The sequence below is a fragment of the Brevundimonas sp. genome (genome assembly GCF_036405315.1).
GTDB lineage: Bacteria > Pseudomonadota > Alphaproteobacteria > Caulobacterales > Caulobacteraceae > Brevundimonas.
Window position 1 is genome coordinate 1 of sequence record NZ_DASWXW010000016.1, and the last position, 23585, is coordinate 23585.

Here is a 23585-nt window from a genome sequence, read left to right on the forward strand (position 1 = left end):
GCGGCGGGCGGCAGAGCCGTGGGCGCGGCGGGCAGAGGCTGGGGCGCGGGGCGCGGAGCGACGGCTTCCGGCTCGGGGGTGAAGGTGGGGACGGCGTCCGCCGCCTCTCCGCCGTCGCGATAGACGCGCACGCCGGCCTCCGGGTCGATCGGCTGGGCGTCCAGCGGCGCCTCGACCTTCATGCTTTCAACCGGGGTGCCGACGGCGGGCGGGGCGTCGGTCGAGGAGCGCACGCCCGAGCGATAGAAGACCACCACGGCCACGATCAGCAGCAGCAGGACGACGGCGCTGATGATCAGGGTGATCGGCGGCGACTTGGCGGCAGGCGCGCGACGGGGATCATAGCTGCGACGCTCGAACGGCAGGTCGTCGTCGGTGGGCGGCGTGTAGGCCCCCCGCTCGCGGCCGGCGTTGGGGTTGCCTCGGTGATCGTCGTCGTAGGACATGGGTCGCGCTTTCTGGATCGGCCCCGCGCGAATCGGCGCGGAGAAGCATCAGTCTAGCCCGCCCGTGGCCGCTTTCGAATCACAGATCAAGCGCCAGGTCGAGACTGAACAGCTTGCCGTGCACCTCGATGGCGTAACGGTCGGTCATGCCGGCGATATAGTCGCACACCGCCCGCGCCCGCTTGACCGGGTCCTCCGACAGGGCCGGGGCCGACCATTCGGGCGGCATGACCTCGGGCTCGGCCATGAACAGCTGGAACAGTTGCGACAGGACGCGGCGCGCCTGACTGCGGGTGCGGTTGACCCGATAGTGGCGATACATCCGTTCGAACAGGAAGCGGCGCAGCACGCCCAGGTCGGCCATCATGGTGGCTGAGAACTGCACCATCATCTGCGGGGCCAGACGCACGTCCTCGACGGTGACGATGCGGTGCTCGGCCAGCCGACGCTCGGTCTCGGCCAGGACGTCGTCGACCATGATGCCGATCATGCGGCGCACGGCCTCCAGACGCACCATGCGATCGTCCAGCGCGGGCCAGTCGCGGCGCACCTCGGCCAGACAGGGCCCGATCAGGGGCACCTCGGCCAGATCGGCCAGGGTGAAGAGCCCCGCCTGCACCCCGTCGTCCACGTCGTGGTTGTTATAGGCGATGTCGTCGGCGATGGCCGCGCACTGGGCCTCCAGCGAGGCGAAGGTGTCGAGCCGCAGGTCCCAGTTCGCCGTCCCGCCCGGCGCATAGGCCGCCACCCTCCGCCAAGCCGGATCGTCCAGGTGATGGATCACCGGGCCGTTGTGCTTGATGACGCCTTCGACCGTCTCCCAGCTCAGGTTCAAGCCGGGGAACTTGGGATAGCGGACTTCCAGCTCGGTGATGACGCGGAAGCTCTGGACGTTGTGATCAAAGCCGCCGTAGTCGGCCATCTGGGCCTGAAGCTCATCTTCGCCGGCGTGGGCGAAAGGCGGATGACCCAGGTCGTGGGCCAGGGCGATGGTCTCGGCCAGGTCGTCGTCCAGCCGCAGGGCGTGGGCCAGCGACCGGGCGATCTGGGCCACCTCCAGGCTGTGGGTCAGGCGGGTGCGATAGTGGTCGCCTTCGTGCGCCACGAAGACCTGGGTCTTCTCCTTCAGACGGCGGAAGGCGGTGGCGTGAATGATGCGGTCGCGGTCGCGGGCGAAGGGGGTGCGGGTGCGGCTGGCGGGCTCAAAGACGTGGCGGCCGCGGCTGGCGGCGGGATCTTCGGCGAAGGACGCGCGGGTCTGGCTCAAGGCGGACAGCACTTCTATTGCAGCACAGGCCTTTGCGAACGCCTGTCAGCTCCTCATATAGAGAGCCGTGAGCACCGTCCAATCCACAGAATCAGTCCGCGACCTGTCGCTTTCGGTTTCCCCCCGCGCCCCGGAAGGCATTCTTCTGGCCGAAAGCGCGGCGAAACGTCTGGCCAAACTGGCCGAGGTCGAGGGCAGGCCGGTCATGCTGCGCGTCGCCGTCGACGGCGGCGGCTGCTCGGGCTTCCAGTACCGGCTCGAACTGGTCGATGCGGCCGAGGCCGATGACCTGATCATCCGTCGTGACGGTCAGGCGGCGGTGATCGACCCCGTCTCCATCCCCTTCCTCAAGGGCTCGGAGATCGCCTTCGTCGACGAACTGGCGGGGGCGCAGTTCGTGGTGCGCAACCCTAACGCCTCGTCCAGCTGCGGCTGCGGCGTCAGCTTCGCCATCTAGGCCACGCTTGGCTCAGGGCGGATGGGCGCCCATTTAGGCGTCATGCGCCGCCTGATCCTCACGACCCTGATGCTGGCCGCCGCGCCGCTGGCCGCGAAGGCCCAAACCTGGCCCGGCTGGCCGGGTCCGCCGCCGCCCGGATACGATCCCGGTTCGGCCATCGCCGACCAGCACCGGATCGAGATGGACCGCCTGCGCAATCAGGCCGCCGAGCGCGAGGCCCTGGCCCAGCAGCAGCGGCTGCAGACCCGGCTGACCATCCTGCAGCTTCAGGCCGCGCGCCAGCCGACGCCGCCCCTGCCCCCGCCGACGGCCTATGCCCCGCGCACGCTGGAACAGGAGCGGCAGGCGCGCGAGGCGCAGGATGCGCGGCGCGAGCAGATGGTGCGCGGCGTCACCGAGATCGACGCCTGGCTGGACCGCCGCCCGCACTGAGCCCTTCGTTACAATTGCATCCCTTCCCTGCCCCCGGCGTTTTCGCCTAGCTTCGGGCGAGACTTCAGGGCGGAGACGACATCATGCGTTGGCAGGGCGGACGGCGCGGCGGCGGCATCGAGGACCGGCGCGGCATGGGCGGCGGCGCCGTGGCGGGCGGCGGCATCGGCGTTCTGGTGCTGGCGGCCATCGGCTACTTCGTCTTCGGCATCGACCCCAACACCACCCAGCAGGTCGCCAGCCAGTTCGGCGGCGCCAGCCAGTCCGAACAGGCCGGCAAGCTGGGCTCGCCCGAGGATCAGGCGGGCCAGTTCGTCGAGGTCGTCGGCTCCAACATCAACGACGTGTGGAAGACCAAGCTGCGCGGCTACACCCCGCCGACCACCGTGCTTTACGAACAAGGCACCCAGACCGGCTGCGGTTTCGGCCAGTCGGCCATGGGGCCCTTCTACTGCCCCGCCGATCAGAAGGTTTATCTGGACCTCGGCTTCTGGCGCGAGATGGAGACCAAGCTGGGAGCCTCGGGCGCCGACTTCGCCAAGGCCTATGTCATCGCCCACGAGTTCGGCCACCACGTCCAGAACCTGACCGGCGCCAGCGATCAGGTGCAGCGCGCCCAGCAGTCGGCCCGGTCTCAGGCCGAGGGCAACAAGTATTCCGTCGCGCTGGAGCTTCAGGCCGACTGCTACGCCGGGGTCTGGGCCCGCAACGCCGCCGCCGTCTCCGGCGGTCAGGTGGCGCTGGAGCCCGGCGATCTGGAAGAAGGCATGAAAACCGCCCAGGCCATCGGCGATGATGCGCTGCAGCGTCGCGGCGGCGGTCGCGTCTCGCCCGAAAGCTTCACACACGGCTCCTCGGCCCAGCGCGTCGAATGGCTGCAACGCGGCTATCAGACTGGCGATCCGGCCTCGTGCGACACCTTCAAGGGGCTCTAAACTGATCCTTCCCCATGTCTTCGACACAAGGGAGGGAGGATCGAGGCTTCAACCCACCGTCAGGTCCATCTGGGGTGAGACATGCAGGCGCCCTCGGCCCAGATCCAGCGCTGCCTGCCGATCCTCGAAGGCGGCCACGCCCAGCAGGGCCTCGGGCGCATGGGGCAAGGGTCCGTCGGCGAAAACCGGCACCCCTACCGACCGCCACAGATCGTCGCCGAAGGTTACGGTTCGCGCCTCGATGACCCGCGCCCGCGCCACCCCGCCCAGGACGATGCTGGACCCCGACGTCTCGGGCCGTCCGTCCAGCAGGCCCGCCGCCTCGGCCGCGCCCTGGCCCAGGGCGACCAGCGAGGAAAAGCCCGTGTCGACCACGGCCCGGATCACCGCGCCCTCGATCGTTACCTCGGTCGTCAGGGCCGTGCCCGAGCGCCGAACCGGCACAGGCCGCAGCGCGGGCGAGATGACATGAGCGCCCGGATCCGCCAGCCGGGCGCGCCGGCCCTTCATGTCCAGGTCCAACACCGCCTCGCTCAGAATATCCTGACCCAGCACCAGGGGCGCGCCCAGTCCGGCCTCGGCCGCCAGCGGACCCAGGTCGAGAATGGCGGCGCGCAACCCTCCGACGCCCAGGGATCCGAGCGTCACGTCCAGCGTCACCCCGCGCCCGACCTGGGGCTGACCGCCGACGCCATAGGCCACCAGCGGCATGTCGAAGAAGCGCGTCAGACCCAGGGCTTCGACCAGGGCTCGGTCGATCACCGAATACTGGGCGCCGCTGTCGATCAGGGCCGTGACCTCACGCCCGGCGATCCGCACCCGCACCGTCGGCGTGGCGGCGTCGGCGACGACGAAGGGCATCCAGCCGCTGGTCCCGCCCTCGGGAAAGGCCAGCCTTGGCCGACGCCAGATCACATGGTCCTTCAGCCACAGGCCGCCGCCGACGGCGGCCGCGGCGGCGCCCGCGCGGATCAGAAAGGAACGGCGTCTCATCGCCCCTGACATGGACCGGACGGCGAGGATGCGCCAGCCCTTCCGAGGCCGCACCGCCCCATCGCCATCTTGTTGCGCAAAACCACGAAAATCCCTTCGCAGGCGCAAAATAATCATGACGAAGCGCCGCACGGCGGCTAGAAACGACCCGTCATGAGCACCTCCCCCGACAGTTACCTTTCGACGCGCGGCGACGCCGCCCCGACCAATTTCGCCGACGCCCTGCTGCGCGGCATCGCGCCCGACGGCGGCCTCTACATGCCTCAGGCCTGGCCGACCCTGCCCGCCGACGCGGCGCGTCCGGGCCGCACCTATGCCGAGATGGCCAAGGAGGCGATTTCGCCCTTCATCGGCGACGCGCTCCCTGCGGGCGCGTTCGACCGCGCACTGGACCGGCTGACCAAGGGTTTTGATCATCCGGCGGTGACGCCTCTGGTCGAGCTGGAGCCGGGCCTGTTCGTGCTGGAGCTGTTCCACGGCCCGACCGCCGCCTTCAAGGACCTGGCGATGCAGCTGGTCGCCGCCCTGTCGGACGAGGCCCTGGCCGCGACGGGCCAGAAGCTGACCCTGCTGACGGCCACCAGCGGCGACACCGGCGCCGCCGCCGTGCGCGCCTTCGCCGGCGCCGAACGCATCAACCTGGTTGTGCTGCACCCGCTGGACCGCGTCTCGCCGGTGCAGCGCAAGCAGATGACGACGGTTCAGGCCGACAACGTGCTGAATCTGGCCGTGCGCGGCGACTTCGACGACTGCCAGCGTCTGGTGAAGGGTCTGCTGGCCGAGGAATCCCTGCGCGACGGCCGCCGCCTGTCGTCGGTCAACTCGATCAACTGGGGCCGGCTGGCGGGCCAGATCCCCTACTATGTCTCGGCCACGGCCCAGCTGGGTCAGGCGGCGACCTTCGTCGTCCCCACCGGCAATTTCGGCGACGCCTTCGCGGGCATCGCGGCGAAGAAGATGGGCTTGCCGGTCAAGGGCTTCGTCGCCGCCGTCAATCAGAACGACGCCCTGGCCCGCGCTCTGAACGAGGGCGTCTACGCCCGCCGCCCCGCCGTCGAGAGCGGCAGCGTGTCGATGGACGTGCAGGCGCCGTCCAACTTCGAACGCCTGGTCTATGAGGCCTCGGGCCGCGACGCCGAGGCGACCCGCGCCGTGTTCGAGACCTTCGCCCGCGAGGGGTCCGTCACCTTGCCTGCGGACCTGCTGGCCGCCCTGCGCGCCGAGGTGTCCGGGGTCTCGATCGACGAGGCGACGACCAAGGCCGAGATCGCCCACGCCCACGCCGCCTGGGGCCGCGTCGTCTGCCCGCACACCGCCGTGGCCCTGGCCGCCGCGCGCCAACTGGACCGCGCCAACGGCCCCGTCGTCGCCCTGTCGACCGCCCACCCGTCCAAGTTCGGCGCCTTTGTCTCGGATGTCCTGGGCTTCGAGCCGGAACCCGCCCCCGTCATCCGCGCCCTGGGCGACCAGCCCGAGCGCCTGACCATCATCGACAACACGGCCGAGGCCGCGCTGGCCGCGGTCAGGGGCTTCGCCGGCTAAACCCTAACCCACCGGGCGGGGGTGGCGCGGCGCCCCCTGGGGGCATTCCAGCGCCGCCCGGTCCCAGGCCGCCAGATCGGCGGCGGCCTCATACGTGGTCTCCAGAAAGGCGCAGAGGGCGGCGTCGGGATCGTCCTCGGCCCGCACCGCCGCATAGGGCAGGACGAACTCGCCGAGCCCTGCGTCCCAATGGGCCGCCACCGGCGAGACGGGCGCCGCGTCGAACCCCGGCGGCGCGGGATAGGCGTAGGCGTAGAAGCTGGGCTCGCGCCCCGGATCGCCGGGCCAGAAGCCGGCGCTGGAAACCTCATGCGAATAGGCCTCGCGCGTTACGTCGTCCGGCAGGTTCGGCACCCCGCCCGGATGCAGGGGCGCCGGTCGCCCCGAGAACCGCGTCACCGCCAGATCGAACGCGCCCCAGAACAGCTGGACGGGGCTGCACTTGCCCAGAAACCCGGTCCGGAACAGGTTGAACACCCGGTCCACCTGCACCAGCGCCCGCCAGTAGTCGCGTGCGACCTCGGGATCATAGGTGCGGAACCGCTCGTCCAGCGGAAACGGCGTCGCCTCGGCCATTTCGTCCGGCGTCAGGTCGATGCGGCAGGCCACGCCCAGCGCGCTCAGAGCGTCCTGCACCTCGGCGTAGAAGTCAGCCACCGTCCCGGATTTCAGCCCGATCCGGCGCTCGCCCCCGTCGCTGACGCGGATGACCAGGGCCTGGGCGACAAGGTCGAACTCCATCGAAAAACCGACGCCGCCGTGGGGAATGAGGCCGGTCGTCAGCCCCCGCGCCGAGACCCGCAGCGTCACGTGCCAGCCGTGGTTCAGCCAGGGCGTCTGCGACAGCCGCGTCTTGCCGACGATCTGCGCCCACAGCTGCAGCGTTTCCATCGTCGGCCACAGCCTCGCCGCCGACAGTTCGGGCCATGCGTTCGCGCGCGCCGCCATCCGAAGCCTCCTCGCCTGCCCCCTGCCTCAAAATCCCGCGCGGCGGGATCGTTGCATGGCGAACCGCCCCAGACCGGAAGCGGGCCTGCTTAATGTCCGCCAAGGATAGCGGTCGCTAGGCGGGAACTTATCGGACCACACCTTCATCCGCTTCCGCATCCAGCCTGCGAGGATGATGAAGGCGGCGGAAACCAAGGTCATGGTCGCGCAGAAAAACGCGGAGAGTTTGTCCCCATCGCGCAGGAAGGCGATGGCCAGAACGAGTGACCCCATCAGCACCAGCATGCCCACAAGCTGGGCCGCGTGGGAGATCATCGAGTAGGTTCTGAGCATACCGTCAGCTAGCTGTCTTTGGGGGCAGTTGACGGAGGTTCGCTCGGGCCTTCTGTGTTGACCAAAGCGCCAAGCGGGCGCGGTCAGGCTTGGCGCGTTCGATCATGACCGTCGCTCCCCGCTCCTGAAGAAACCGACGCAGGCGCTTGCCGTTTCGTCGCCCCCATACACCGACGTAGCAAGTGAAAAGTCCGCGCCTGTAAAAGACCGCGCCGCTGAAAGTCTTGGAGAGTTCCTTCACCCTCATGAACTTCGATAAGGCCCCACGCTCGACGACGCAGACATGCGTATCGCCATCAGGGCTGAAATTCAGATCGCGAAATGCGTAGGCCGTCAGCGGCTTCATGGGGCCATGATTGCAAGCAAGTGCGAAGGTCCGCAATGGGTCCGAAAGCGGCCCCTCGCCCGAACGCAAGAAGCCGCCCTCCTCAAACCGTCTCCGCCGCCTTCCAGTAGTCCAGCCGTCGGAAGAAGGGGGCCGGGTCTTTTGGCGTGACCAGGTTGGCGGGGTCGTGGAAGATGCGGTCGTGCAGGCGGGTCAGGGTGAAGCGCACCGCCGCCGCCGCGCCCAGTCCGGGAAGCGCGTCCGCCTCGGCCGGCGTCAGGGGACGCACGGACTCGTATCCCTTCTGGAAGGCGCGCAGGGCCACGGGCATGGGCCGGCCCTCGGCGTCGAAGCCCCAGGCGCTGAGCGCGATGGCCAGGTCATAGGCCAGGACGTCGGTGCAGCCGAAATAGAAGTCGATCACCCCGCCGACGTCGCTCTGGCCGTGCTCGTTCGTGGCGAACAGGACGTTGTCGGGGAAGTAGTCGGCGTGGATCGGTCCGCGCGGCAGGGCCGGATCGCTCCACGGCTCGGCCAGACGCGGCAGCAGGGCCTTGATCTGGTCCAGCATCTTGCGGTCGATCCCCTTGGCGGGCCCGTCACAGCGCGCAACCAGGGCCGCCCAGGCCTCGGGCCCGACGGGGTTTTTCCGCTCCATCGCGAAATCGGCGGCGTCGAGGTGCAGCAGGGCCAGCACCTGTCCCGCGCGATACTGCTCCTTGTCCGAGGGCTGACGCTTCCAGGCGCCCGGCGCCCAGTGCAGGATGGCGGCGGCGCGGTCGTTCAGACGGCCGATGATCTCGCCCTGACGGTCCGCCACCGGCGACGGCGTCGGGAAGCCGCGCGCCGCCAGATGCCGGGTCAGACCCAGGCAAAAGGGCAGAGACGCCGCGTCCGTCCGCCCCTCGAACAGGGTCAGGACATAGGCCCCCGACGTGGTCTCCAGCTTGTAGTTGGTGTTCTCGACCCCCTCGGCGATCGGCGTCAGCGCGACCAGATCGCCCAGGGGGTAACGCATGAGATAGTCGGCGGCCTGATCGGGCGTGACGGGCGTGAAGACAGCCATGTCTAGACCAGCTCCGCCGCCGCGCGACGGGCGCGCACCACGTCGGCCACGTCGGCCAGCACGCTTTCGGTCGTGGCCCAGCGCCCGGCTCCGCGCCCCTTGCACGTCCAGACGCGACCGTCCTGACCATAGACTTTCAAGGCGTTTCTCTCTCCGTTCAGCGACTGGAAGAGCGCGTCTTTCAGGTCGCCGTCAAGGCGGACCGAGGCGTCCAGATGGCCGCCCCTATCATGACAGGCGCCGATCTGGCGCACCTGGCGGTCGCCCAGCGGCGTTTCGGCCGACAGTTCGTCGCGCGGCAGGTCGGCGGGGGCGCGGCCGAAGGCCTCGAAGGACAGCAGCTTGACCTTGGCGGCGGCGTCGTGGCCCTCCAGATCCGAGGATGGGTCTTCCTCGGCGAAGCCCGCCACGCGGGCGTCGGACAGGGCGTCGGCAAAGGCCGCCCCCTCGCCCAGACGTTGCAGCATGAAGTTGACCGTGCCGTTCAGCACCGCCTCGAACCCGGCGACGGGACCGGCGGCGCGGGCGGCGCGCAAGGTCTCGATCATCGGCGCCCCGCCGCCGACCGAGGCCGACCAGGCGACGCGACAGCCGTTGGCGGCGGCCAGGGCCTGAAGCCCCGCCGGATCGCGGGCCACGGCCTGCTTGTTGGCGCTGACCACGTCGCAGCCGGCCTCCAGCGCGCGACGGATCAGGGCGTGACCGGCCTCGCCTTCCGACAGGGCCTCCAGCAAGAGGTCCGGCTTCTTGGCCAGCAGGGCCTCGACGTCGTTGGTGAACAGGTCGGCCGGGGCCGCCACGTCGCGTTTCTTGCCCGGATTGCGGACCAGAACCCCCACCACCTCATAGCGTTTGTCCGGCAGCAGGCGGTTCAGCAGGCCGCCGCCGACCACGCCGCAACCGGCCAGGGCCACCCGCAACGGCGCGTTCGACTGCACCGGGCCGGGAGGCGCCCCGCGCTCGCCGACCACCGTGCCCTCGGCGCGGCCCAGGGCGGCCACCTCGATCTCGACCCCGCGCGCCTCGCCCAGGTCGATGGCGTCATGCTGGACCAGGGCCCCGCCCAGACGGCGCGCCGTCTCCCAACTGGCGCGGCGATAGCGCAGCGGCGTCCCCGTCTCCGAGGCCGGATCACGGTCGTAGAGGCCGTCGACATCCTTCACCAGGCGCACCCGGTCCAGGCCCAGCTCGGCGGCCAGAACCACCGCCGTCAGGTCCGATCCGCCGCGCCCCAGCAGGGCCACGCGGCCGTTCGCGCGCACCCCGCCGAAGCCGGGAACCACCACCACCTCATGCTCGGCCAGGGCGCCGTGCAGCCGCTCGCCCTTCAGGCTGACCGGCCGGGCGTGCTGGGCCGGACCCTCGACCACGATCCCCAGTTCCCGCACCGACAGACCCACCGCGTCCAGACCCACCCGGTCGCAGGCGATGGCGACCAGGGCCGCCGCCTTCTCCTCGCCCAGCACCACATAGGCGGGCAGCAGTTCGTTCTCGTGATCCAGACCCAGGGCGCGGGCGTCGGCCAGCAGCCGGTCGGTGTGCCCCGACAGGGCTGAAACCACCGCCACCACCTTCCGCCCGGCGCGGACGTGACCGTAGATTTCCGAGGCCACGGCGGGGGCTTCGGCGGCGTTGCGCAGGACGGAGGAGCCGAACTTAAGCACCACGACTTCGGCGGCCACGGGGGCGTCGAGGGCCGCTTGCGGTTTCTGTTGATCGGCGACGAGAGCGAGAGAGGCGGGCATCGGGGTGTTCCTGAAGGCGGGGTCTGACGGGGAGGTCGGGGAGAAGGTCGAGGTGGGCTCGGGCCATAAAAAAACCCGCCCGGGGGTCCCGGGCGGGTGATCGGTTTTCTGCGTTTTTCGCCTAGACGGCGCGCATCATCCGGTCCCCGCCCGCGAGGGCATGGTGGTGGTACCGGTGGTCGTAATCATGGACGCGAAGAGACCCGTCGCCGAGGCGGCGATCGCGGTCATCTGCATGCTGGCGAGGCGGTGAAGCACAGGCGGCGTCCGGTTGAAAATCTGACCTCAAGGTGTTCCAGGACCCCGCACCGCGTCAACCCCGAAAAGAACAAATTTTTCTCGAACCGACCAAATAGGCGCGATTTCACCGACGGATTACGCAGCCAGGCCCAAATGAGGTGAATTTTTCCGCTTGACCGGCGCTCTTCGCAACCGCAACGTAAGGTCACTCATCAAGACCGGCTGAGGGATTAGGCCCTTTGACGCCGGGGCAACCATCGGGTTCCGCCCGAAACGGTGCCAACTCCTGCGGGGTTTTCAGGCTTGCCTGAAAATCGCGAGAGATGGGTGGAGCATCGACGAGGCGGCGCTCCACGGTCTGTCACTGCATGGGTTCCTTGGCGAGCCGTTTTGCTGAGTGACCGAGACCCATGACCCTGGCCCTGATCGAACCCGTCGCCCCCGCCGAAGAGCCCGCCTGTCGGCCTGCGTCTGCACGCCGTCCGTCCGAGCTGCTGTCGCGCGACGGAGCCCATGACGTCGTCGTCCCGATCCCAGACGGCTTCCCGCTCGATTTCGGCGGCGCCCTGAACCAGAAACAGATCGTGGGCCGCCTGCACGGCAAGGCCGGCGCCCCCCTGATCGTCGTGGCCGGCGGCATCTCGGCCGACCGCTACGTCCACCGCACCGAGACCAAGGGCCTGGGCTGGTGGTCGGGCGCCGTGGGCGTGCGCGCCCCCATCGACCTGACCCGGTTCCGCGTCCTGGCCTTTGATTTCGCCCCGGAGTTCGGCGAGGGCGTCAAAGACGCCAAGACCCCGCTGACCATCACCACCCAGGATCAGGCGCGGCTGCTGGCCCTGCTGCTGGATCACCTCGGCGTGGACAAGGTCGCGGCCTTCATCGGCTGCTCCTACGGCGGCATGATCGCCCTGGCCTTCGGCGAGATCTTCCCCGACTGGGCCGAGCAGCTGGTGGTGGTGTCCGCCGCCCACCGCCCTCACCCCCTGGCCACGGCCTGGCGCGGCATCCAGCGCCGCATCCTGCAGCTGGGCCTGGAAACCGGCCGCGTCGATCAGGCCGTGGGTCTGGCCCGCGAGCTGGCCATGACCACCTATCGCACCCAGGAAGAGTTCGGCGAACGCTTCGATTCCGAGGCCCCCAGCCACGCAGGGCAAGCCTATCCCGTCTGCGACTATCTGACGGCGCGCGGCCGGGCCTACCGCGACCGCACCACGCCGTCGCGCTGGCTGACCCTGTCGGACTCCATCGACCGCCACCGGGTCGAGCCCGAGGCCATCACCGCCCCCGTCACCCTGGTCGGCTTCACCACCGACCGCCTGTGCCCCATCGACGACATGAGGGAGCTGGCCGCGCGCCTGCCCAACCTCTGGCGCTTCGAACAACACCCCTCCCTCTACGGCCACGACGCCTTCTTGAAGGAAGACGCCCTGGTCGCCGACATCCTGACTTCCGTACTAAAGGACATCGACCAATGAGCCGCGCCCGTCCCGCCGACCCCCGCACCATCGCCGCCCGCTCGGGCGTCGATACGGATACGGCCCACGGCGCGGTCATGCCGCCGCTCTATCTGTCGTCCAACTACTCCTTCGCCGGCTTCGACCAGAAGCGGAAATACGACTACTCGCGCTCGGGCAATCCGACCCGCGACGTCCTGGCCGAAACCCTGGCCGAGCTGGAAGGCGGCGCCGGCGCCGTCGTCACCGCCACCGGCATGGCCGCAGTCGATCTGCCGCTGTCCCTGCTGAACCCCGGCGAGCTGCTGATCGCGCCGCACGACTGTTACGGCGGCACCCATCGCCTGCTGTGCGCCCGCGCCAGGAAGGGGCACTTCCGCGTCGCCTTCGTCGATCAGAACAACGCAGAGGCCCTGGACGCGGCCCTGGCCGACGACGCGAAGCTGGTGCTGATCGAGACCCCGTCCAACCCCCTGCTGCGGGTCGTGGACGTGGCCGATGTCTGTCGTCGCGCCCATGCCGTCGGGGCCAAGGTGGTGTGCGACAACACCTTCCTGTCGCCGGCTCTGCAACGCCCGCTGGAGCTGGGCGCCGACATCGTCGTCCACTCGACCACCAAATACATCAACGGCCACTCCGACGTGGTCGGCGGCGCCGTGATCGCGGCGGACCCGGCCGACCACGCCGAACTGGCCTGGTGGGCCAACTGCCTGGGCGTCACCGGATCTCCGTTCGACGCCTATCAGACCCTGCGGGGCTTACGCACCCTCTTCACCCGCATCGAACGCCAGCAGGCCACCGCCGGGCTGGTCGCCGCCGTCCTGGAACAGCACCCGGCGGTCAAGGCCGTCCACTATCCGGGCCTCACGTCCCACCCTGGCCACGCCCTGGCGACGCGCCAGCAGTCAGGACCGGGCGCCATGCTCAGCTTCGAGCTGAACGGCGGCACGGACGCCGTGCGCGCCCTGATCGAGGCCCTCGACATCTTCACCCTGGCCGAGTCCCTGGGCGGGGTGGAAAGCCTGATCGCCCACCCGGCCACCATGACCCACGCCGCCATGACGCCTGAGGCTCGGGTGACGGCGGGCATCACCGACGGCCTGATCCGCCTGTCGGTCGGACTGGAGCATCAGGACGACATCCTGGCCGACCTGGTTCAGGCGCTGGACGCCCTGGTGCTGCAACAGGCCGCCTGACGCTTAGGCGCTTCCCTCCCTGTCGCGCAGCGATAGGGTGGAGGAACAGGCGTAGGACACGCCTGGACGACGGGCGCGGCGGCGCAGCCGACGTGACGGAGGGGGCGACTCGACGTCAGCCGCCAGCGTCGCCCCCGCCACCGCTACGCGGTCCCCCACCCCCATTCATGGGGAGGAAAGCTGTTCTTGTTACGCCACGGCGCGTTCCAGCATCCGCTGCTGACCGCGCGCGTCCATCGCCGCATCTTCCAGCGAGAACTGCCCCATCATCCGGTCCAGCTCACGTGCGTCCTGCGCCAGCGAGTGGCTGGCGGCCGTGGCTTCCTCGACCATCGCAGCATTTTGTTGCGTGACCTGGTCCATCTGGGCCACGGCGGTGTTGACCTGTTGTAGCCCGCTGGACTGTTCCTGCGACGAGGCGACGATCTCGCCGGTGATGGCGGTGACGCGCTCGATCTGACCGCCGATCCGCTTCAGCGCCTCGCCGGTGTCGCCGACCAGTTGCACGCCCTCGCCGACCTGACGGCTGGAGGCCGAGATCAGCGTCTTGATCTCCTTGGCCGCCTCGGCCGAGCGCTGGGCCAGAGCCCGCACTTCCGACGCCACGACGGCGAAACCGCGACCGGCGTCGCCGGCACGGGCCGCCTCGACGCCGGCGTTCAGGGCCAGCAGGTTGGTCTGGAAGGCGATCTCGTCGATCACCCCGATGATGTTGCCGATCTCGTTCGACGAGCGCTCGATCTCGCCCATGGCGTTGACGGCGCGGCCGACGACGGCCTGACCGTTACTCGCCTCGCTGCGAGCGGCCTCGACGACGCCTCCGGCCTCGACAGCGTTCTCGGCCGAGCGCGCCACGGTGGCGGTGATCTGCTCCAGCGCGGCGGCGGTCTCTTCCAGGGCGGCCGCCTGCTGTTCGGTCCGGCGCGACAGATCGTTGGAGGCCTGGCTGATCTCATGGGCGCTGGCGCCGATGGCGCTGGAGCGGTCGACGATGACGCTCATCGTGCTCTGCAGCTTGGCCATCGCCGCGTTGAAGTCGGCGCGCAGCTTTTCGTACTCGGGCGCGAAGGCGGTGTTCAGGCGATAGGCCAGTTGGCCGTTCGACAGACGGTCCAGACCGGCGGCGATGCCGTCCACTACCTGGGCCTGCTGGCGGGCGGCCTCGGCGTCTCGTTCGGCCTGGGCGACGCGGGCCTGTTCGGCGGCGGCGCGTTGCAGCGAGGCCTCGGCTTCCAGGCGCACCTTCTCCTCGGCGTTCTGCTTGAAGGTCAGGACGGCGTCAGCCATGTGGCCGATCTCGTCGCGACGGCCCACGGCGGGAATGGTCACGTTCAGATCGCCGCCCGCCAGACGGCTCATGGCGCGGGTCATGGCCTCGATCGGTCGACTCAGGGCGCCGATCAGCCACAGGGCGGCGCCCATGGCGATGGCCAGGGCCAGCACCCCGCCGATGGCGAAGCTGACGTATGCCTGAGCATAGGCGGATTGCTTGGCCTTGGCGCGGGCGGCGGCGACCACGCCCTCCTTCTCCTGGATGGCGGCGACGGCGGCCCGGATGTCCGACAGGCGGGCGGCGTTCTCCATGGCCGCGACAGCTTGCGCCTGGGTGGCGGGATCGCGGGCCAGGGCGATCAGGGCGTCGGCGCTCTTGTGGAACTCCACGCCAGCGGCGTTCAGCGCCGTCTGCTCGGCCTGGTAGGCGCCGGCCCCGTCGCTGGCGGCAAGATCGGCCAGACGGGCCGTGAACTGGCGACCGGGCTCTTCATACTTCGCAATGAAGTCCTCATCGCGCGTGGCGACGAAGGCGCGCATGGCGTTCTGTTGTTCCACCGCCGAAGCCAGAACCAGATCGGAAGCCTTGAAGATCTCTCGGGAAGCGGCGTCGGCCGCGTCGGCGCGCTGAAGACCGGCGACACACCACAACACCACCAGGGTCGCCATCCCGCAGGCCGCGATCACGGCTGCGAAAGACAGCATCAGCTTCTTGGGAACGGACAGGTTCTGCAGCATTTTCTACGCTCACGGGGGGAGTGAAGCTGCTTCCTACCCATTCGCTGTTCGCCAAAGCCTTATCGTCCGACAGCGGTAATTTACTTAGTCGCCGCTAGAGCGCCTTCAGCACCACTGACAGGGCCGTCAGCAGCAGATAGACCGCGAAGGCCCGGCGCAGCACCTTGCGGTCCAGCCGGTGCGCCAAACGCGCGCCATAAGGCGCAGTCAGGGCGGTCAGCAGCCCCATGATCACCGCCGCCGGCACGTTGACATAACCCAGCGACAGGGGCGGCCGGCCCGGCGCGTCCCAGCCGAAGGCGGCGAAGCCCAGGGCCGCCGTCGCCCCGATGGCCAGTCCAAAGCCGCTCGCCGTGGCCACCGCCTGATGGATGGGCCGCCCGCACAGGGTCATGGTCATGCCGCCGAAGCTGCCGCCGCCCACCCCCATCATGGCCGACAGCAGGCCGATGCCCGTCCCCACGCCGCGCCGCCCCCAGCCCGTCGGCAGGTCCTTCCTCAGGGTCACATGTTCCGGCAACAGCCCCATCTGCATGGCGATCAGCAGCAGGCAGACGCCATAGACGATCGCCAGCCCCTCCATCGAGGTGAAGCCCGCGATCGCCGCCCCGACCAGACCGCCGAACGCCACCCAGGGCGTCCAGGTCTTCAGCACCTGTTCGTCCACCGCCCCGTGCGTCCGGTGCGTCGCCAGCGACCGCAGCGAGGTGGCGACGATGGTCAGCAGAGAGGTGCCGATGGCGACGTGCAGATTGCTCTCGCCCCCCACGCCCAGCACCGAAAAGGCGTAAAACAGCGCGGGCACCAGCACAGTCCCGCCCCCGACCCCGAACAGGCCGCCGATCACCCCCGCCACCGCGCCCGCCGCGATCAGGGCGGCGAACATCATCAGGAGTTCGGACAGGGGCAAGGCGCTCATGGCTTGGGCATAGCCCTCGCCCGGCCCTTCGTCATCCCGGAAGCGGCGCAGCCGCTATCCGGGACCGCAGAAACGACGCCGCCTTGGGCGGTCCCGGCTCAAGGCCGGGATGACGGATGGAAGGATCAGGCGGCTTCTTCGCTCTCGCCCAGCCGCGCCTGCCGCGCCTCGGCCTCGCGCACGGCCTCGACCGCGCGGTCCACGACCTCCAGCCCGGCTCCGGCCTTGACGCCCTCGACGGTCAGGATGCGACGGAAGGCCCGCGCCCCGGCCCGCCCGTGCATCAGACCCAGCATGTGCCGCGCCATGCTCGCCAGATGCGCCCCCTCGGCCAACCGTCCGGCCATGTAGGGCCTATAGCGTTCGATGGCGGCGAAGGGATCGACGTCCTCGACATCCATCCCGAACAGCCGCCGGTCCACCTGCCCCAGCAGGGCCGGCTCGTGATAGGCGGCGCGGCCCAGCATGACCCCGTCCAGTTGCACCCCGTCAGCGTCGTCCAGATGCGCCTCGGCCTGATCCAGGTCCGCGACGCCGCCGTTGATGCAGATGGTCAGATGCGGCCGCTCGCGCTTCAGGCGCCGCACCAGAGCATAGTCCAGCGGCGGCACGTCGCGGTTTTCCTTGGGCGACAGGCCCTTCAGCCAGGCCTTGCGCGCGTGGACGATGAAGCTGGTGATACCGACGGCGGCCGAGGCGTCCACCGTGGCGAACAGGCTTTCCTGCGGGTCCTGATCATCGACGCCGATGCGGCATTTGACGGTGGCCGGGACGCTGACCGCCTCCTTGATCGCCGCCATGCAGTCGGCCACCAGCTCCGGCTCGCGCATCAGACAGGCGCCGAACCTGCCTGACTGCACCCGGTCCGAGGGACAGCCGACGTTCAGGTTGATCTCGTCATAGCCGTAAGATTCGCCGATCCGCGCCGCCTCGGCCAGTTGCGCCGGGTCCGACCCGCCCAGCTGCAGCGCCACCGGATGCTCGACCGGATCGAAGCCCAGCAGCCGCTCGCGGTCGCCGTGGATCACCGCGGGGGCCGTGACCATCTCGGTATAGAGCAGCGCCCGGCTGCTCAGCGCACGGTGAAACGCCCGGCAGTTGCGGTCGGTCCAGTCCATCATCGGGGCGACGGACAGTCTGTGCGGCGGGTGTTGGCTCATGGCCCGCCCCTATAATGACAATGGGCCGGAATGGCGACCGGCCTGGCCCGGGGTCAGCCCCGCGCCACCTGGAAGCCGGCGAAGGACTGGCTGACCGGCATCAGCTCCAGGGCGTTGATGTTCAGGTGCGGCGGCAGGCTTGCGACCCAGAACAGGGTCTCGGCGATGTCCTCGCCGGTCATCGGTTTCGCGCCGCCATAGAGAGCGTCGGAGGCCGCCTGATCCCCGCCGGTGCGGACCAGGGTGAACTCGGTCTCGGTCATGCCAGGCTCGATCGAGGTGACGCGCACCCCCGTCCCGTGCAAGTCGGCGCGCAGCCCCAGCGAGAACTGGCGCACGAAGGCCTTGGTCCCGCTATAGGCGTTGCCGCCCTTGTAGGGATAGGTCGCGGCCACCGAACTGATGTTCAGGATCGCCCCCTTGCGTTCGATCAGGAGGGGCAGCAGGCGGCGCGTGATGGTCACAAGTCCGGTGATGTTGGTGTCGATCATCTGGCGCCACTGATCCAGATCGGCGTCCTGGGCCGCCGCCGTGCCCAGCGCCAGACCGGCGTTGTTCAGCAACACGTCGATGTCGCCGAAGCCTTCGGGCAAGGCCGCCAGCGCCGCGTCGATAGCGGCCTCGTCGCGCATGTCGAAGGCGGCGGCATGGACCTTGTCCGCGCCCAGTTCGGCGACCAGGGCGTCCAGACGGTCCTGACGGCGGCCGGTGGCGACGACCTTCCAGCCGGCGCTGACAAAGCGGCGCGCCGCCGCCTGGCCGATGCCCGCCGTCGCGCCGGTGATCAGAATCGTGCCGCTCATGTCCGCTCCGCTGTCAGGGATTTCGCGGCAGGCTTAGTCCCTGACCAGGCCGCCGTCGACCACCAGATTCTGACCCGTCACCGCCCGGCTCCACGGCGAGGCGAAGAACAGGACCGCGTCGGCGAACTCCTGCGGACGAACGCGGGTTGCATTTAGGATACTTCCTAATTAGCCTTCTCCCTCATGAACAACCTGTTCAAGGCCCTGTCCCATCCGGTGCGCCGTCGCATCATCGCCATGCTGCGGGCTGGTCCGCTGTCCTCGGGCGAGATCGCCGCCGCCTTCGACATGAGCTGGCCGACCGTCACCGGACACCTCAACGCGCTGAAGGAGGCCGAACTGGTCAGCACCGAGCGCGACGGCCAGTCGATCCGCTATCGGCTGGAGATCTCGGCGGTGGAGGAGGCCCTGGCCTTCCTGATGGACCTGAGCAGAACGGGCAAAATGGACGAGGAGGAGCCCCTATGAAACCTTTCACCGCAGCCGACACGGCCGCAGCCATCGTCTCGCTTCTGATCCTGACCGGGGCGGCATGGATCGCGATCTACGGCCCCGAGACGCCGATTCCGGTGCATTTCAACGCCGCCGGGCAGGCCGACCGTTACGGCAGTCGATATGAAGTCGCGGCCACCCTGGCCGGTCTGGCCCTGCTCAATGTGCTGGCGGCCTGGATGACCGGACGCCAGGCCGAGTCCGTCGTGGACCCGGTCCGACGCAAGGGGCTTCGGCGCGGACAATGGCTGTCGATCGGCATCATCGGCGCGGTGGCCGCCTTCATCGCCTGGGCCAGCCTCGGCCCCGCCGCCGCTTCCGGAGCGAGCCATCCGGGCGTCGCCATGGCCTTTACCGCCTTCATCCTGCTGATCACGGGCGCGGTTCTGGGCCGCGTCACCCCCAACCCCTTCATCGGGGTCAAGACGCCCTGGGCCTACAAGTCGCGGCTGGCGTGGGATCGTTCCAACCGCCTGGCCGGCCGACTGATGTTCTGGCTGGGGGCGGTCGGCTTGATCGCCAGCCCCTTCATCCCCCAGCCCGCGGGACTGATCAGCCTGATCGTCGGCGTCCTGATCGCCGCCGCCTGGTCGGTGTTCGAGAGCTGGCGTGTCTGGCGCGCCGATCCCGACCGGCAGCCCTTCTGATTTCACCCCGAACCTCAAGACGGAGACAAGCATGCTGACCCTCGCCGCCGCCCTGCTGCTCTCGCCGGTCGCGACGCCTGTCGAACTGGCCTCCAGCCCTGCGCCCCTGCACGGAACCCTGCTGACGCCGGAGGGTCCGACGCGGGCCGCCGCCGTCGTCCTGCCCGGCTCCGGCCCGACCGACCGCGACGGCGACAGCGCCCAGTTCGGCCTCCGCGCCGCGCCCTATCGCCTGCTGGCCGAGGGTCTGGCCGAGCGCGGGATCGCCACCATCCGCATCGACAAGCGCGGCGTCGGCGAAAGCGCCGCCGCCGGTCCCGCCGAGGCTAACCTGCGTTTCAACGCCTATGTCGACGACGCCCGCGCCTGGGCCGCCGAGGCGGCGGCGAAGACCGGCCGCCCCTGCGCCTGGCTGATCGGCCACAGCGAGGGCGCTCTGGTCGCCTTGGCCGCCGTGGCGAACGGCGACGACAAGATCTGCGGCCTGATCCTGCTGTCCGGCGCCGGGCGGCCGGCGGGCGCGGTGCTGCGCGAACAACTGGCGGCCCTGCCCGAGCCGCTCAAGACCCAGGCCGACGCCGCCCTGACCGAACTGGAGGCTGGCCGCACGGTGGCGAACCCGCCCGCCGAACTGGCCGCCCTGTTCCGTCCCTCGGTCCAGCCCTACCTCATCTCGTGGCTGGCGCTGGACCCGGCCAAGCTGGCCGCCGCCTACGACGGCCCGATCTTCGTCGGTCAGGGAACCACCGATCTTCAGGTCGGCGTCGCCGACGCCGAGGCGATCAAGGCCGCCCAGCCCCGCGCCACGCTCGTCCTCTGGGACGGCGTCAACCACGTGCTGAAGACCGCGCCCGCCGACCGCGCCGCCAACGCCGCCACCTACATGGACCCGACCCTGCCGCTGGCCCCCGGCGTGGTCGAGGCGGTGGCGGACTTCGTGCTGCAGTCGCGCTGAGGCGCCCTACCCGTCCAGTTCCGCCCGCGCCTGTTCGGCCAGATCAAAGAACCGCCGCCGCACCTCGGCCGCATAAGGGTTGTCGTGTTCGATGGCGCGGAACACCGCCGCGCTGTCGTGGCGGACCATGTCGACGCCCTGCATGACGCGCTCGAAGCTGGCCGTGGTCATGCGGGTCGGCAGCGGCTCCATGGCCAGCAGCACCTTGGCGATCAGGTGGGTCAGGCCCTGGACCGTGGCCGCCTCGCGGTCATGATCCTCAGGCGTGACGACGAAGACCTTGAGGCCCAGCGCCTTCCTGCAAAACGCCGCCACGCGCCACGCGGCCTTATCGCCGCGCACCGGACAGACGGCGATGCGCAAGCCCGCGATGCCGTCCTTGCCGCTCTGGGGTCCGAACAGGGGGTGGGTTCCGACGATCTGGACACCCTCGGGCAGCCCCTGCAGCATGACCTTAGCCGGCTTCACCTTCACCGACCCCACGTCGAGGATCAGGGCGCCGGGCGACACATGCGGCGCTATCGCCGCGACCGTCTCCGCCAGCACCCCGACCGGCACGGCCAGCACCACCGTCGGACAGGCGGCGGCCTCCTCCAGCGTCGTCAGCCGCGCCAGCCCCTCGCCGTCGCTCGCCGCCGGATCATGGGCGAGGATGTCGAACCAGGGCGACAGATGCTTGGCCGTCAGCCGCCCGAAGGCGCCGAAGCCGATCAGTCCGAGCGTAGGCTTGGCGCCGCTCACCCCGCCAGGGTTTCCTGGAACCGCACCGGCTGGCCGTGGGCCTGGCCGATCAGTTCGCCGTCCTTCATCACCACGCGGCCGCGCACGATGGTGGCCACCGGCCAGCCCGTCGTCTCGAAGCCGTCGAACGGGGTCCAGCCGCAGCGGCTGGCCTGCTGGTCGTGGGTGATCGTCTTCTTCGCCTTCAGGTCCACGATGGTCAGGTCGGCGTCATAGCTGACGGCCATCCGCCCCTTGTTGGCCGTGCCGAACACCCGCTGCGCCCCGCCCGAGGTCAGGTCGATGAAGCGTTCCAGCGACAGACGGCCCTCAGCGACATGGGTCAGCATCAGCGGCACCAGGGTCTGCACCCCCGGCATGCCCGACGGCGAGGCCGGATAGGGCTTGGACTTTTCTTCCCTGGTGTGCGGCGCGTGGTCCGATCCCAAGACGTCGGCGACGCCCTGCTGCATCCCCCACAGCCACAGGGCGTCGACATGCTCCTGCGACCGGATCGGCGGGTTCATCTGGGCATAGGCGCCGAGCCGCTCATAGGCCTCGGGCGCCACCAGGGTCAGGTGCTGCGGCGTGATCTCGACGGTGGCGACATCCTTGTGGAAGCGCAGGAACTCCATCTCGTCCTTGGTCGTCACGTGCAGGACGTGGATGCGGGCGCCGGTCTCCTTGGCCAGTCCGACCAGACGGCGGGTGGACATGATGGCGCTTTCGGCGTCGCGGACCTCGGGGTGGCTGGTCCAGTCGCCGGTGCGGGCCAGGCCGCGGCGCTCGACCAGTCGGTATTCGTCCTCGGAGTGGAAGGTGGCGCGGCGGCGCACGTTCGACAGGACCTTCCTCACCCCCTCGTCGTCGGCGATCAGCAGGTCGCCGGTCGAGGCGCCCATGAAGACCTTGACCCCGCAGCAGCCCGGCAACCGTTCCAGATCGGCCAGATGCTCGGCGTTCTCATGCGTGCCGCCGACGTAGAAGGCGTGGTCGGTCCACATCCGGTTATTGGCCCGGACCAGCTTGTCGGCCATGGTGTCGGGGTCGGTGGTGTTGGGGTTGGTGTTCGGCATCTCGAACACGGCGACGACGCCGCCCAAAGCCGCCGCGCGGCTGCCGGTCTCCAGATCTTCCTTCCATTCCAGACCCGGCTCGCGGAAATGGACCTGGGTGTCGATGACGCCGGGCAGGACCGTCAGGCCGGTGGCGTCGAACACCTCGCCCGCCGAGGCCTGGCTCAGGTCGCCGATGAAGGCGATGCGCCCGTCGATGACGCCGACGTCCGCCTTGCCGCGTCCGGCGTGGTTGGCGACTTCGCCGCCCCGCACGATCAGGTCATAGGTCTGGGTCATCGGCGCATCTCCTGAGGTCGAGGCGCTTATGCGCGTCCGACGGCCCAGGGGACAACCCCCGAAGGCCTAGTCGGCCAGTTGCGCCAGCAGCTTCTTCGACGCCTTCAGCACCCGCTCATAGGGCAGGTCCATCATGTGCTGGATGTGCTGGTTCAGACGCGGGTCCAGGTCGATGAACTCCTGCAGGCTGCGCGGGCCGCGCACCGCCACCCCCGTCCAGGGACGGCGCAGGGTCTCGTCCGAAGGGCCGAACACCCCGACCGCCGGCACGCCCGCCGCCACCGCCAGCTGGGTCCACAGCGAGTCCCCGCCGATATAGAAGTCGGCCCGCGACAGGGCCGCCACCGTCTGCAGCCGCGTCAGCCGCCCCTGCAGTTCGATCACCCGCTCGCGCTTGACGGCGAAACGGATGGAGTGGGCCGCGTCGCGGTCCGCCTCCTCGCCGACGATCATCAGCCGCCCGCCCGCCAGAGGCCCGTCCTCGCCCAGCAGGGACAGGGCCACCTTGGCGTAGCGGTCGGCGGGCCAACGCTTGCCGATCCAGTCCACGCCCGGCCCGACAGCCAGGATCGGGCCGTCACCCGGCGGGATCAGAGCGTCTGCGGCTTCCTGCGCATCGCGCCCGACAAACAGTTTCGGCGCCGGAATTTCGTCCAGTTGCAGCACCCGCGCCGCCTGCTCGACCAGATGGACGTCGGGCAGGACCTTGCCCTTCACCGCCCGTTTCTGGCGCCGCAGCTTGCCCGACAGGGTCGAGCCGCGCATGTCGACCACCAGGCCCCAGTTGGTCTCGCGCACCTGGTTCCACAGGGCGATCCAGTCCCAGCGCCCGTCACGGTCCAGAACGATCAGCCGCTCCAGCCGAGGCGTGTCCGCGAACAGGGGCGCGCTGGCCGGCGATCCGACGACGGTGAAGGTGGCCTGCGGGATGGCCTCGACCAGATGGGCGAGCGCCCCCGACGAGAGGACCGCCTCTTCGGCGTCCGCCTCGGCGATATAGAGGATCGGGAACCGCCCATGCATAACGCTGACCCTAGAGGGATTCTCTACGGAATTCAGCGTAGATGCGATGAGAGGCTGTCACGAGGATTCTGGTCGCAGCGGGCCAGCGGCCTCATAGAGGGTTACACACGCGAGTC

General features: G+C 69.6%; 24 protein-coding genes, 1 pseudogene and 1 riboswitch. Of the genes and pseudogenes, 9 read left to right on the top strand and 16 right to left on the bottom strand.

The features are described 5' to 3' along the window. Both VGE49_RS00725 and VGE49_RS00730 read right to left on the bottom strand, forming a co-directional pair. Positions 1–446, bottom strand: a pseudogene (locus VGE49_RS00725) (SPOR domain-containing protein); the annotation flags it as partial. Positions 447–525: 79 nt separating this feature from the next. Continuing rightward, positions 526–1713, bottom strand: a complete 1188-nt coding sequence (locus VGE49_RS00730; protein ID WP_331032675.1) for a deoxyguanosinetriphosphate triphosphohydrolase — start codon at positions 1711–1713, stop codon at positions 526–528. A 103-nt stretch (positions 1714–1816) separates the two neighbouring features. On the opposite strand from VGE49_RS00730, the gene VGE49_RS00735 reads away from it, so the two are divergent. From VGE49_RS00735 to ypfJ, 3 genes are all read left to right on the top strand, one after another. Continuing rightward, on the top strand, positions 1817–2170 hold the full coding sequence (locus VGE49_RS00735; RefSeq protein ID WP_331032773.1) for a HesB/IscA family protein: 354 nt from the start codon (positions 1817–1819) through the stop codon (positions 2168–2170). Positions 2171–2191: 21 nt separating this feature from the next. Beyond that, positions 2192–2605: a hypothetical protein gene (locus VGE49_RS00740; RefSeq protein ID WP_331032676.1), complete on the top strand. Its 414-nt coding sequence runs from the start codon at positions 2192–2194 to the stop codon at positions 2603–2605. Positions 2606–2688: 83 nt separating this feature from the next. Next, positions 2689–3540 carry a KPN_02809 family neutral zinc metallopeptidase gene (ypfJ, locus tag VGE49_RS00745; protein WP_331032677.1) on the top strand — a complete coding sequence of 284 codons (852 nt, stop codon included), beginning with the start codon at positions 2689–2691 and terminating at the stop codon, positions 3538–3540. Between the two features lie 48 nt (positions 3541–3588). Here the strand turns inward: ypfJ and VGE49_RS00750 are convergent, their stop codons facing one another. Then, the gene (locus VGE49_RS00750) at positions 3589–4533 is read right to left on the bottom strand and encodes an aspartyl protease family protein (protein ID WP_331032678.1); all 945 of its coding nucleotides are present in this window, start codon (positions 4531–4533) and stop codon (positions 3589–3591) included. A gap of 153 nt (positions 4534–4686) precedes the next feature. On the opposite strand from VGE49_RS00750, the gene thrC reads away from it, so the two are divergent. Next, entirely contained in the window at positions 4687–6075 is a 1389-nt protein-coding gene (gene thrC, locus VGE49_RS00755) for a threonine synthase (RefSeq protein ID WP_331032679.1), read from the top strand. Between the two features lie 3 nt (positions 6076–6078). Here the strand turns inward: thrC and VGE49_RS00760 are convergent, their stop codons facing one another. The 5 genes from VGE49_RS00760 to VGE49_RS00780 form a co-directional block, all read right to left on the bottom strand. Beyond that, positions 6079–7023, bottom strand: a complete 945-nt coding sequence (locus tag VGE49_RS00760; protein WP_331032680.1) for a DUF5996 family protein — start codon at positions 7021–7023, stop codon at positions 6079–6081. A gap of 27 nt (positions 7024–7050) precedes the next feature. Then, positions 7051–7338: a hypothetical protein gene (locus tag VGE49_RS00765; RefSeq protein ID WP_331032681.1), complete on the bottom strand. Its 288-nt coding sequence runs from the start codon at positions 7336–7338 to the stop codon at positions 7051–7053. 22 nt (positions 7339–7360) lie between these two features. After that, complete coding sequence (locus tag VGE49_RS00770; RefSeq protein WP_331032682.1) at positions 7361–7702, bottom strand: hypothetical protein; 342 nt, start codon at positions 7700–7702, stop codon at positions 7361–7363. 82 nt (positions 7703–7784) lie between these two features. After that, on the bottom strand, positions 7785–8747 hold the full coding sequence (locus tag VGE49_RS00775; protein ID WP_331032683.1) for a homoserine kinase: 963 nt from the start codon (positions 8745–8747) through the stop codon (positions 7785–7787). A 2-nt stretch (positions 8748–8749) separates the two neighbouring features. Continuing rightward, positions 8750–10492 (bottom strand): amino acid kinase family protein, encoded by a 1743-nt coding sequence (locus tag VGE49_RS00780; protein ID WP_331032684.1) that lies wholly within the window; start codon positions 10490–10492, stop codon positions 8750–8752. A gap of 446 nt (positions 10493–10938) precedes the next feature. Then, a riboswitch (SAM riboswitch) is annotated at positions 10939–11062 on the top strand. Between the two features lie 80 nt (positions 11063–11142). Between VGE49_RS00780 and metX the strand changes: the two genes are divergently transcribed. Together metX and metB are read left to right on the top strand one after the other, a co-directional pair. Continuing rightward, complete coding sequence (gene metX, locus VGE49_RS00785) at positions 11143–12210, top strand: homoserine O-succinyltransferase MetX (protein ID WP_331032685.1); 1068 nt, start codon at positions 11143–11145, stop codon at positions 12208–12210. Next, the gene (gene metB / locus VGE49_RS00790; protein ID WP_331032686.1) at positions 12207–13385 is read left to right on the top strand and encodes a cystathionine gamma-synthase; all 1179 of its coding nucleotides are present in this window, start codon (positions 12207–12209) and stop codon (positions 13383–13385) included. Before metX ends, metB begins: the two co-directional genes overlap by 4 nt. Before the next feature lie 189 nt (positions 13386–13574). Here the strand turns inward: metB and VGE49_RS00795 are convergent, their stop codons facing one another. The 5 genes from VGE49_RS00795 to VGE49_RS00815 form a co-directional block, all read right to left on the bottom strand. Then, positions 13575–15362, bottom strand: a complete 1788-nt coding sequence (locus VGE49_RS00795; protein WP_331032687.1) for a methyl-accepting chemotaxis protein — start codon at positions 15360–15362, stop codon at positions 13575–13577. A gap of 127 nt (positions 15363–15489) precedes the next feature. After that, entirely contained in the window at positions 15490–16314 is an 825-nt protein-coding gene (locus tag VGE49_RS00800; protein WP_331032688.1) for a sulfite exporter TauE/SafE family protein, read from the bottom strand. Positions 16315–16439: 125 nt separating this feature from the next. Then, a complete protein-coding gene (gene dusA / locus VGE49_RS00805) occupies positions 16440–17474 on the bottom strand; it encodes a tRNA dihydrouridine(20/20a) synthase DusA (RefSeq protein WP_331032689.1) in 1035 nt (344 codons plus the stop codon). 53 nt (positions 17475–17527) lie between these two features. Beyond that, positions 17528–18277, bottom strand: coding sequence for an SDR family NAD(P)-dependent oxidoreductase (locus VGE49_RS00810; protein WP_331032690.1), 750 nt, complete (start codon positions 18275–18277; stop codon positions 17528–17530). A gap of 33 nt (positions 18278–18310) precedes the next feature. Then, positions 18311–18436 carry an SDR family oxidoreductase gene (locus tag VGE49_RS00815; RefSeq protein ID WP_331032774.1) on the bottom strand — a complete coding sequence of 42 codons (126 nt, stop codon included), beginning with the start codon at positions 18434–18436 and terminating at the stop codon, positions 18311–18313. 24 nt (positions 18437–18460) lie between these two features. Here VGE49_RS00815 and VGE49_RS00820 point away from each other — a divergent pair, with 24 nt between their 5' ends. Genes VGE49_RS00820 through VGE49_RS00830 form a run of 3 tightly spaced genes read left to right on the top strand, consistent with a single transcriptional unit; the run spans position 18461 to position 20371 of the window. Beyond that, positions 18461–18745 (top strand): metalloregulator ArsR/SmtB family transcription factor, encoded by a 285-nt coding sequence (locus VGE49_RS00820; RefSeq protein WP_331032691.1) that lies wholly within the window; start codon positions 18461–18463, stop codon positions 18743–18745. After that, the gene (locus VGE49_RS00825; protein ID WP_331032692.1) at positions 18742–19416 is read left to right on the top strand and encodes an SdpI family protein; all 675 of its coding nucleotides are present in this window, start codon (positions 18742–18744) and stop codon (positions 19414–19416) included. Before VGE49_RS00820 ends, VGE49_RS00825 begins: the two co-directional genes overlap by 4 nt. Before the next feature lie 31 nt (positions 19417–19447). Further along, the gene (locus VGE49_RS00830; RefSeq protein WP_331032693.1) at positions 19448–20371 is read left to right on the top strand and encodes an alpha/beta hydrolase; all 924 of its coding nucleotides are present in this window, start codon (positions 19448–19450) and stop codon (positions 20369–20371) included. A 6-nt stretch (positions 20372–20377) separates the two neighbouring features. Here VGE49_RS00830 and VGE49_RS00835 read toward each other — a convergent pair whose 3' ends face one another. From VGE49_RS00835 to VGE49_RS00845, 3 genes are all read right to left on the bottom strand, one after another. After that, positions 20378–21112 (bottom strand): prephenate dehydrogenase, encoded by a 735-nt coding sequence (locus VGE49_RS00835; RefSeq protein WP_331032694.1) that lies wholly within the window; start codon positions 21110–21112, stop codon positions 20378–20380. Then, the gene (locus VGE49_RS00840; RefSeq protein ID WP_331032695.1) at positions 21109–22446 is read right to left on the bottom strand and encodes a dihydroorotase; all 1338 of its coding nucleotides are present in this window, start codon (positions 22444–22446) and stop codon (positions 21109–21111) included. The genes VGE49_RS00835 and VGE49_RS00840 overlap by 4 nt, the downstream gene beginning before the upstream one ends. A gap of 66 nt (positions 22447–22512) precedes the next feature. Continuing rightward, positions 22513–23469 carry a glycosyltransferase family 9 protein gene (locus VGE49_RS00845; RefSeq protein ID WP_331032696.1) on the bottom strand — a complete coding sequence of 319 codons (957 nt, stop codon included), beginning with the start codon at positions 23467–23469 and terminating at the stop codon, positions 22513–22515. Between the last annotated feature and the right edge of the window lie 116 nt (positions 23470–23585).

Coding starts and splice junctions, on each gene's coding strand:
- VGE49_RS00740 (WP_331032676.1), top strand. CDS start 2,192: ATGGGCGCCCATTTAGGCGTCATGCGCCGCCTGATCCTCACGACCCTG.
- ypfJ (WP_331032677.1), top strand. CDS start 2,689: ATGCGTTGGCAGGGCGGACGGCGCGGCGGCGGCATCGAGGACCGGCGC.
- VGE49_RS00750 (WP_331032678.1), bottom strand. CDS start 4,533: ATGAGACGCCGTTCCTTTCTGATCCGCGCGGGCGCCGCCGCGGCCGCC.
- thrC (WP_331032679.1), top strand. CDS start 4,687: ATGAGCACCTCCCCCGACAGTTACCTTTCGACGCGCGGCGACGCCGCC.
- VGE49_RS00760 (WP_331032680.1), bottom strand. CDS start 7,023: ATGGCGGCGCGCGCGAACGCATGGCCCGAACTGTCGGCGGCGAGGCTG.
- VGE49_RS00765 (WP_331032681.1), bottom strand. CDS start 7,338: ATGATCTCCCACGCGGCCCAGCTTGTGGGCATGCTGGTGCTGATGGGG.
- VGE49_RS00770 (WP_331032682.1), bottom strand. CDS start 7,702: ATGAAGCCGCTGACGGCCTACGCATTTCGCGATCTGAATTTCAGCCCT.
- VGE49_RS00775 (WP_331032683.1), bottom strand. CDS start 8,747: ATGGCTGTCTTCACGCCCGTCACGCCCGATCAGGCCGCCGACTATCTC.
- VGE49_RS00780 (WP_331032684.1), bottom strand. CDS start 10,492: ATGCCCGCCTCTCTCGCTCTCGTCGCCGATCAACAGAAACCGCAAGCG.
- metX (WP_331032685.1), top strand. CDS start 11,143: ATGACCCTGGCCCTGATCGAACCCGTCGCCCCCGCCGAAGAGCCCGCC.
- metB (WP_331032686.1), top strand. CDS start 12,207: ATGAGCCGCGCCCGTCCCGCCGACCCCCGCACCATCGCCGCCCGCTCG.
- VGE49_RS00795 (WP_331032687.1), bottom strand. CDS start 15,362: ATGCTGTCTTTCGCAGCCGTGATCGCGGCCTGCGGGATGGCGACCCTG.
- VGE49_RS00800 (WP_331032688.1), bottom strand. CDS start 16,314: ATGAGCGCCTTGCCCCTGTCCGAACTCCTGATGATGTTCGCCGCCCTG.
- dusA (WP_331032689.1), bottom strand. CDS start 17,474: ATGAGCCAACACCCGCCGCACAGACTGTCCGTCGCCCCGATGATGGAC.
- VGE49_RS00810 (WP_331032690.1), bottom strand. CDS start 18,277: ATGAGCGGCACGATTCTGATCACCGGCGCGACGGCGGGCATCGGCCAG.
- VGE49_RS00820 (WP_331032691.1), top strand. CDS start 18,461: ATGAACAACCTGTTCAAGGCCCTGTCCCATCCGGTGCGCCGTCGCATC.
- VGE49_RS00825 (WP_331032692.1), top strand. CDS start 18,742: ATGAAACCTTTCACCGCAGCCGACACGGCCGCAGCCATCGTCTCGCTT.
- VGE49_RS00830 (WP_331032693.1), top strand. CDS start 19,448: ATGCTGACCCTCGCCGCCGCCCTGCTGCTCTCGCCGGTCGCGACGCCT.
- VGE49_RS00840 (WP_331032695.1), bottom strand. CDS start 22,446: ATGACCCAGACCTATGACCTGATCGTGCGGGGCGGCGAAGTCGCCAAC.
- VGE49_RS00845 (WP_331032696.1), bottom strand. CDS start 23,469: ATGCATGGGCGGTTCCCGATCCTCTATATCGCCGAGGCGGACGCCGAA.